Genomic DNA, 7,383 nt, shown 5'->3' on the forward strand with positions numbered 1-7,383 from the left:
ACCACCGCGTTGCCGGGCTGGCCGCGTGTGGCCTTCATCACCCCGTTTTTGAGGGCGTCCAGAAAGTCGGTGTCCCAAGGGACGATGCGGAACGGAGGGCAGGGTGTCATAGTTTCACCTGAGAGTGAGATGGGGGTAGGGAGAGGAAATTGGGAAGGAGGAGAAACTTTTAAAAAAGTTTCTCCCCTCCCTTCCCCAAACCCCCATCCCTCCTGCTTCAAAACTTTTCGACTTTATCGAATCCCCCATGTCGATTTTCCCGAGAAAAAAGAGGGGATATTTTCCTTAAATATTTTTCAGCTGGTTCTTTCACCATGAGGGAAAGCCGTGAACGGGGATTCGATAAGGTCAAAAGTCTTGGGAGGGAGAGGGGAGGGGGCGGGGGAGGGGAGAGGGAAGCCCTTCTTCAGAAGGGTTCCCCTCTCCCCTCCCCCGATTTCACCCCTGTTCCGCCATGCGCAAATAAATTTCCCGGCCTATCCACGCATCGGTGGCGGCATAGCGGACCTGCTGCGGCGTGAGGGTCTTTTTCGCCCAGTTGGAGCACTGCGCGGCCTTGCTGATGCGGCAGCCCATGAGCTGGGCCGCCAGCGTGCGGAGGCCCTGCGCCTTGATGCCGCGCTGCTTCGCCATCTCGGCGAGATCGGCAAGCCCGCCGGGTGTGAACTCGTGCAGTTTCTGGAGGGCGCGGATGTCGTCACGGATGGCGACCCCGGCCTTGATGATGCCGGGATCGGCAAGCAACCCCGCGAGCGCACCACAGAAGGGCGTGAGGTTCAGGCGGATCAGCACCACAAGTTCCGAACCGGCAAGCTGAATGAGCGAGGTCGGATAACTTTTGCCTTTCTTGAAGGACGGGCGGGATTCGGTATCGAACCCGAGGAGCGTTTCCTTTTTGAGAAAATTCAGAGCACGGGCCATCTCGCCTTCGGTCTGGACAAGCATTACCTCGCCTTCGTAGGCCAACATGGGCAGGTCGTTGATTTCTTCTTTGGAAAGTGGTGCTCCGCTAGCTGCGTTTGAAGATGCGTTCATGCTATTTGCCAATACAGAAAGATGCGAAAATACGGTTAAGGACTTCTTCCGGGGTGTCCAGCCCGGTGATCTCCGCCAACGCCGAAGCCGCGCCCTCCAGACGGACGGCGCACAAATCATAGGGAACCCCTGCGAGAACGTCCTGTTCCAGCGCCTCAAGTTCCCCGCGTACCTCCGTCAGGCTCCGGGCCTGCCGCAGGTTGGGTACCGCTTCGCCCGGTTCCGGCTCCTGACCTTGGCTGCGGGCCAGCGCAAGCTCCCGGACGGCTTCGGCCAGCGTTTCCAGGCCTTCTCCCTTGCGGGCCGAAATAACGGCATGTGCCGCCGGTTTCACGGAAAGGTTCGTCCCCTTTCCATACCAGTGCGGGGGAGGGGTGGCAAGATCGCTTTTGTTCCAGACAAGGATGGTGCGTTCCGGGCCGAGCTCCGAGAGCAATGCCCATGTGTCCGGCGTCGTTCCCTCCGTGCCGTCGACCATGAGCAGGACCACATCGGCGGATTCGATCATGGAGCGGCCCAGCTGGATTCCCTGCGCCTCGGCGGGGTTGTCCGTTTCGCGCAGGCCCGCCGTGTCCACAAGCCGGACGGGGAGCCCCGCAAGCTGGATCGGTTCTTCCAAAAAATCACGTGTGGTTCCGGGGTATTCCGTCACAACGGCACGCTGGCGGCCAAGGAGGGCGTTCATGAGGCTGGACTTGCCCGCGTTGACCGGTCCGGCGAGGGCTACGGTCACGCCTTCGCGCCAGCAGCGGGTCCGCTCGAATCCGGCGAGCAGGGAGGCCACCGCCGCCTTCACGTCCGCGATGGCGGAGAGGAAGCCTTCCTGCGGCAGGCATTCCACTTCTTCCTCGGGGAAGTCCACGGCAAGGCAGATCTGCGCCCGCAGATGCTCCACGCGTTCCCGCAGATCGCCGATGCGCTGCCCGAGCACGCCGTCGAGTTTGGCGGCGGCAAGCCTCGCGCCTTCCTTGGACGGCGCGGCGATCATTTCGGCGACGGCTTCGGCCTGCGTCAGATCCATCCTGCCGTTGAGGAAGGCGCGGCGGGTGAATTCCCCCCGCTCCGCAAGGCGTGCCCCCGCGCGGAGGCACGCTTCAAGCACCGCCGCCAGCAGGACGGGGCCGCCGTGGCATTGGAGTTCCGCCACATCTTCCCCGGTAAAGGTCTTGGGGCCGGGCATGAACACCGCCAACGAGTCGTCGAGCGTGTTGCCTTCCGTGTCTTGAACGCGCCCGCGCCGTAAGGTCCACGGCTTATAGTCCCCCTTCCCGGCCGGTGCGAACAGCTTCTCGAGTATGGGCAGCGCGCCTGGGCCACTGACCCGGACAATGCCGATGCCTCCGGCACCGGGGGCCGTCGCTATGGCCGCTATCGTATCGGTGGGCATGTATGGCTCCTGAGGAGAGGGCGCATCATGAGGGGGAAAACATTCTCTGGAAGCGGGGAGCGCCCGCACGTTTCCCCCTCTCCCCTTTCATTCTTTATTTCAAAGCAGTTTCAATGCTGGGCTAGCCCGTTGTTGAACTGGCCGGGCCGCCTGCGGCCTTTTCTCTTAATTGAAGGGGTGATGATATTCTGAGACTGTTTTTTTGCCAAGAGCGGTGGATTCGCACGGAGAAGGATGACATGAACACCGCCGGACTTTTTCCGCAGAGCATCCATATCTCCCATACAAAAAAGCGACTTCACCGAAGCCGCCTTTTCACCCCTTGTCCCCATAACGAAAGTCTTTGGAGGCGGAGGGGGGAGAGGAGGAAGGCTTTCTTCAGAAAGGTTCCCCCTCCCCAATATTTCTAGTGCCGTTCCTGACGGCGGCGCTGAATGATCACGCGCTTGAGGGGGCCTTCGCCGGAGCTGCGGGTCTGCACGTCCGGGGAGTCCTGCAGCGCCATGTGCACGAGGCGGCGATGGTAGGAGCTCATGGGCCTGGTGGAACAGGGGCGCCCCGTGGCACGGACACGTTCCGCCAGCGCAAGGGCCAGCTCGCGGAGCCGGTCGTCCTGACGTTCGCGGTAGTCGCCCACATCGAACTGCACGCGCACCGGCGCTTCCATGCGGCGGCTGACGATGCGTGAGGTCAGATACTGAAGCGCCGCCAGCGTCTGCCCTTCGCGGCCTATGAGCAGGCCGGAGTCATCGCCGCAGTCCACATGGATGTCCACGCGGTTCTCCATGATCTTCACTTCCACGGGCGTTTCCCCGAGGATGGAGCTGACGATCTTGGAGGCCACTTCCTGAGATACGGCGGCAAGCTTTTCCTGATCCAGCTCGGAGAAAGGCTTCGAGGGCAAGCCTTCGTTCAAGGCTTCGTCCTGATCGAACTCCAGCGAGCTGTCCCGCAACACGTCCTGCTCCGCCGGAGCTTCCACGGGGCGGCGTTCCTGACGCGGCTCGTAGGGAGGACGAGGCGTGCGCGGACGATCCTGCCGGTCTTGGCGTTCAGGGCGGTCCTGACGTTCGGGACGATCCGGGCGGTCCTGATTCGCACGACGCTCGGGACGGGGGCGGCGAGGCCGGAAGGCGTCCTCATTCCCTTCGTAGGGGATGCGGGGGCCGTCGTTGCGGCGGGGCCGTCGAGGGGCGCGGGGCTCATCGACGCGGTTGCCGATGGAGTCGTCGATATCCGTTTCCTCGGGAAGGATACGGTTGCCGATAGCATCGTCCTCTTCCTCCACAGGGGGAAGGATACGGTTGCCGATGGAGTCGTCTTCCTCAAACGGCGGCTTCGGTTCCCGGTTGCCGCGAGGCGGACGGGGAGCCTGCCCCTGACGGGGCTTGGGCGCGCGGGAAGTTTCTTCGGCTTTGGCCTTCGGCGCGGAGGCGGGCTGCGCGTCGCGTGCCAGGAGCGACCCTACGCGGGGCTTGAGCTGTGCACGGCGGGCGCGGACAATGGCCTTGCGCGCCCCGACCAGCCCGAAGATGCCGTTTTTGGCGTCCTGTATGATGTCGATTTCCAGCTTTTCCCGCTGTGCGTCGAAGTACGAGCAGGCGGCGCGAATCGCTTCGTCAAGGCTCTTGCCTTGAAATTCTTTGAAGTCATCCATGAGAACCTCTCCTCGCGCAAACCGTTATGCCTTACGCAACATCCACCATTGCTGCCCGATGGACAGGATGTTGTTGCACAGCCAGTAGATGACCAGACCAGCGGGGAAGTTGATGAACATGACCGTAAAGATGACGGGCATGAACATCATGACCTTCTGCTGGGTGGGATCGCCGGCGGCGGGCGTGAGGCGCTGCTGGAGGAACATGGAGGCGCCCATGAGCAGAGGCGTGATATAGAACGGGTCCGCCGCGGAAAGGTCGGCCAGCCACGTGATGTGCGTGAAGGGCAGGTATTCGATGAAGGAGGCATGGCGCAGCTCGATGGAGTTCAGGAGAGCCTGATACAGGCCGATGAACACCGGGATCTGCACGACGATGGGGAGACAGCCGCCAGCCGGGTTGACCTTGTAGGTCTTGTACAGCTGCATCATTTCCTTGTTGAGGGCTTCCTTGTCGTCCTTATGCTTTTCGCGGAGCTTCTTCATCATGGGCTGGAGCTTCTTCATCTGCTCCATGGACTTGAAGCTCTTCTGGGACAGGGGCCAGAAGACGACGCGGATACAGAAGGTAAGCATCAGGATGGCGATGCCCCAGTTCCCCACAAAGGAATGGAAGAAGGCCAGAATGGTCAGCAGGGGGCGGGCGATGATCGAGAACATGCCGAAGTTCACGGCCTGAGACAGGTGATCGGGAGCAGTGGCCAGCATGGTGCGGTCCTTGGGGCCGAACCACCAGTTCACAGCCACAGGCACTTCGCCGCCGTTGGAAGGCGTGAGCAGATCGGGGCGTTCGAGCGCGAGGCGCCACACGTCGCCCTGCACGCGGCCCTTGAGGGTCAGGTTGTTGGGATCGGCGGGGGCGGTGACGTTCATGAAGTAGTTGCTCATGACGCCGGCCCAGTTGAAGACGCCCTGTTCGATGATGCCCTTTTCGGCGAGCGTGCTGGCGCTCGTTTCTTCCTTAAAGCTTTCGTTGGCGTCCCACGCGAGGCGGGTGGGGTCATACTTGCCGTTGCTGAACGGCGTGGCGGCGACCGTAAAGCCGAGGCGGACGGTGCGGGGCGCCTGGTCGGCGGAACCTACCAGGATGTTTTCGCTCAGAAGATAATTGTCGGCGTTGAAGCTGATGACGCGGGTGACGCGCACGCCGTCGACGATGCCGGTGAAGGTCAGGCTGCCCTGTTCCCCGGCCTTGAGGTTCAGGTCGGAACCCTGGAACGACCACTGGCCGGTGCTCCACGAGGGCTGGCCGTTGACGGTCAGGCCGAGGGGCGCGGTCTGGGACGCTTCCGGCGAAATGAGGTTCACCTTGGGGGAATCGGCCTTGATGGTTTCGTCGTAATGCTTCAGCGTAAAGGAGCGGAGGATGCCGCCGCCGGAGTAGATAACGGCGGAATAGAGCGGGGTTTCCACCTTGACGTCGGTACCGGCCGAAGGCGTGAACACAGGCAGGGAAGACGCGGGCGCGACAGCCGTCTGCGCCGCCGGAGCGGGCGCGGGCGTGGCTTCCTGAGTGGCTGCGGGGCGCTGCTGGGGCTGGATCCAGCCCATGTGCTCGGCCAGCGGGGTCCACGCCAAAAGAACGGCGATTGCCAGGGCGATGGCCAGAAAAGTACGTTTATCGTCCATGATGATCCAGTTGCTCCTGATGGCTGAAAGAGGAAGAATGTGGGGGAGGTACGGGATCATAGCCTCCCGAAGACCAGGGGTGACAACGAAGGATGCGCCGCAGGGCGAGCCAGCTGCCCTTGAAAATGCCGTGGGTCAGCACAGCCTCTATGGCATAGGCTGAACAGGTGGGATGATAACGGCAGGATGGTGGAAGCACGGGAGACAACGTCCACTGATAGAGACGGATGGGCAGGACCGCCAGACGACGCAGAGAGAGGCGTTTCACGCCTTGACTCCGGAAGCCGTTTCCGGTTCGAGCCCGCCGGGTGCGGCGATTCCGTCGCGGGAGATGTCGGGGCAGGCGTTTTGTTCGCGGCGCAACACAACATACCCGCCGATTTCCTTGAGCAAAGGAAGGAATTCGCGGGTTGCGGCAGCGAGATCGAGCTGTTCAGGTTTGAGGTGGCGCTTTGGCACGATCACAAGATCCACGGCCGGAGGCAATAGGGCCTGATGCAGCCGGAAACATTCCCGGAGCACCCGTTTGACACGATTCCGCATGACTGCCGTTCCGATTTTCTTGGTGACGGCCATACCGACGCGCCACGGATCACCGGATGCACGAAAACGAACAAACACAACGAAGTGTTTGGAAAAAAAACGGCGACCCTCATCATAGCAGAGTGTGAAATCGGGCCGCCGGAGCAGTCGATGCCGACGAGGCCGGGTTAAACAGCTAATTGTTTACGCCCCTTGGCGCGGCGGCGACGGATAATGGCGCGACCGCTGGCGGTGCTCATGCGTTCACGGAAACCGTGAGTCCGCGCTCTCTTGATCTTGCTGGGCTGGTAAGTTCTTTTCATGGAAACTCTCCTTGGAAACGTAGATCAGTGAGGTATACCTTCTCAGCTTCGGAGAGTCAAGCTCAGACAGAACACGACACCGAAACCTGTGAGGATCTTGCCGAATGGCTTGAACGATTTATTCCTTCAAGAGAAGAATTGCAACAGCGATATGAAAAAACGCGGCGGAATCCGGAACCGCCCGCGTTGCCGCTCCCGCTTTTTGGGGGCATACTCCGCAAAAACGATGAGGTGTTTTCCATGCAGCCACGTTTCCGTACCTTAAAGACGACGATCCGCACCCGGCTGCAAGAGCCGGGATGGGACGATTTTGCCAAGGAGCTGGACGAAGTCCCCGCCCGTGAGTTGGTGGGCCCCTTGTTTTCCTGTCTGCCCCTCGGCGGCGAGGCGACCGATCGCGCGGCCTCGGCGCTCGGGAAAGCCGTTTCCCGCATGGCCGACGAACATATTGAGGAAGCCCGCAACGTCGTCCGGCGTCTGATGTGGCACATGAACGAGGAATCCGGCAACATCGGCTGGGGCATTCCCGAAGCCTTTGCCGAGATCCTCGCCCAGCACCGCCGCCTTGGGGACGAGTTTTATCCCATCCTCAATTCCTACATCATTGATACGGGCAAGGGCGACAATTTCTGTGACAACAACGTATTGCGCCGTTCCTGCTTCCGTGCCGTGGAGCGTTTCGCTCTGGCCCGGCCCGATCTTGCGTCCAAGGCCCGGGGCCCGCTTCAGGCCGGTTTGCGCGACGAAGATCCCGTTTGCCGCGAAATCGCCAGAGAAGCGCTGGGCAAGATCGGCATGTTTTTAGAGGAGCGTGTGGGGGAATGGAATTG

Annotated in this window: 8 protein-coding genes; 1 reads left to right on the forward strand and 7 read right to left on the reverse strand. The window is 61.5% G+C overall.

Annotated features, from left to right (window positions below; genetic code table 11):
* Positions 1–438: 438 nt before the first annotated feature.
* From HMPREF0178_RS10650 to rpmH, 7 genes are all read right to left on the reverse strand, one after another.
* Complete coding sequence (locus tag HMPREF0178_RS10650; protein ID WP_009733413.1) at positions 439–969, reverse strand: 3'-5' exonuclease; 531 nt, start codon at positions 967–969, stop codon at positions 439–441.
* Positions 970–1,036: 67 nt separating this feature from the next.
* Entirely contained in the window at positions 1,037–2,422 is a 1,386-nt protein-coding gene (gene mnmE / locus HMPREF0178_RS10655; protein ID WP_009733414.1) for a tRNA uridine-5-carboxymethylaminomethyl(34) synthesis GTPase MnmE, read from the reverse strand.
* Between the two features lie 406 nt (positions 2,423–2,828).
* Complete coding sequence (jag, locus tag HMPREF0178_RS10665) at positions 2,829–4,079, reverse strand: RNA-binding cell elongation regulator Jag/EloR (protein WP_009733415.1); 1,251 nt, start codon at positions 4,077–4,079, stop codon at positions 2,829–2,831.
* A gap of 24 nt (positions 4,080–4,103) precedes the next feature.
* Positions 4,104–5,708 (reverse strand): membrane protein insertase YidC, encoded by a 1,605-nt coding sequence (gene yidC / locus HMPREF0178_RS10670; RefSeq protein ID WP_005025018.1) that lies wholly within the window; start codon positions 5,706–5,708, stop codon positions 4,104–4,106.
* Positions 5,698–5,976 carry a membrane protein insertion efficiency factor YidD gene (gene yidD / locus HMPREF0178_RS20995; RefSeq protein WP_005025021.1) on the reverse strand — a complete coding sequence of 93 codons (279 nt, stop codon included), beginning with the start codon at positions 5,974–5,976 and terminating at the stop codon, positions 5,698–5,700. The genes yidC and yidD overlap by 11 nt, the downstream gene beginning before the upstream one ends.
* The gene (gene rnpA, locus HMPREF0178_RS21000) at positions 5,973–6,431 is read right to left on the reverse strand and encodes a ribonuclease P protein component (RefSeq protein ID WP_083832513.1); all 459 of its coding nucleotides are present in this window, start codon (positions 6,429–6,431) and stop codon (positions 5,973–5,975) included. Before rnpA ends, yidD begins: the two co-directional genes overlap by 4 nt.
* Complete coding sequence (gene rpmH / locus HMPREF0178_RS10680; RefSeq protein WP_005025025.1) at positions 6,419–6,553, reverse strand: 50S ribosomal protein L34; 135 nt, start codon at positions 6,551–6,553, stop codon at positions 6,419–6,421. Before rpmH ends, rnpA begins: the two co-directional genes overlap by 13 nt.
* 240 nt (positions 6,554–6,793) lie before the next feature.
* On the opposite strand from rpmH, the gene HMPREF0178_RS22005 reads away from it, so the two are divergent.
* Positions 6,794–7,383 (forward strand): DVU0298 family protein (locus HMPREF0178_RS22005; RefSeq protein ID WP_009733417.1); only part of this gene is annotated, 590 nt, incomplete at its 3' end.

Origin of the sequence: Bilophila sp. 4_1_30 (assembly GCF_000224655.1) — a bacterium.
In the GTDB taxonomy this organism is placed as follows: Bacteria; Desulfobacterota; Desulfovibrionia; order Desulfovibrionales; family Desulfovibrionaceae; genus Bilophila; species Bilophila wadsworthia.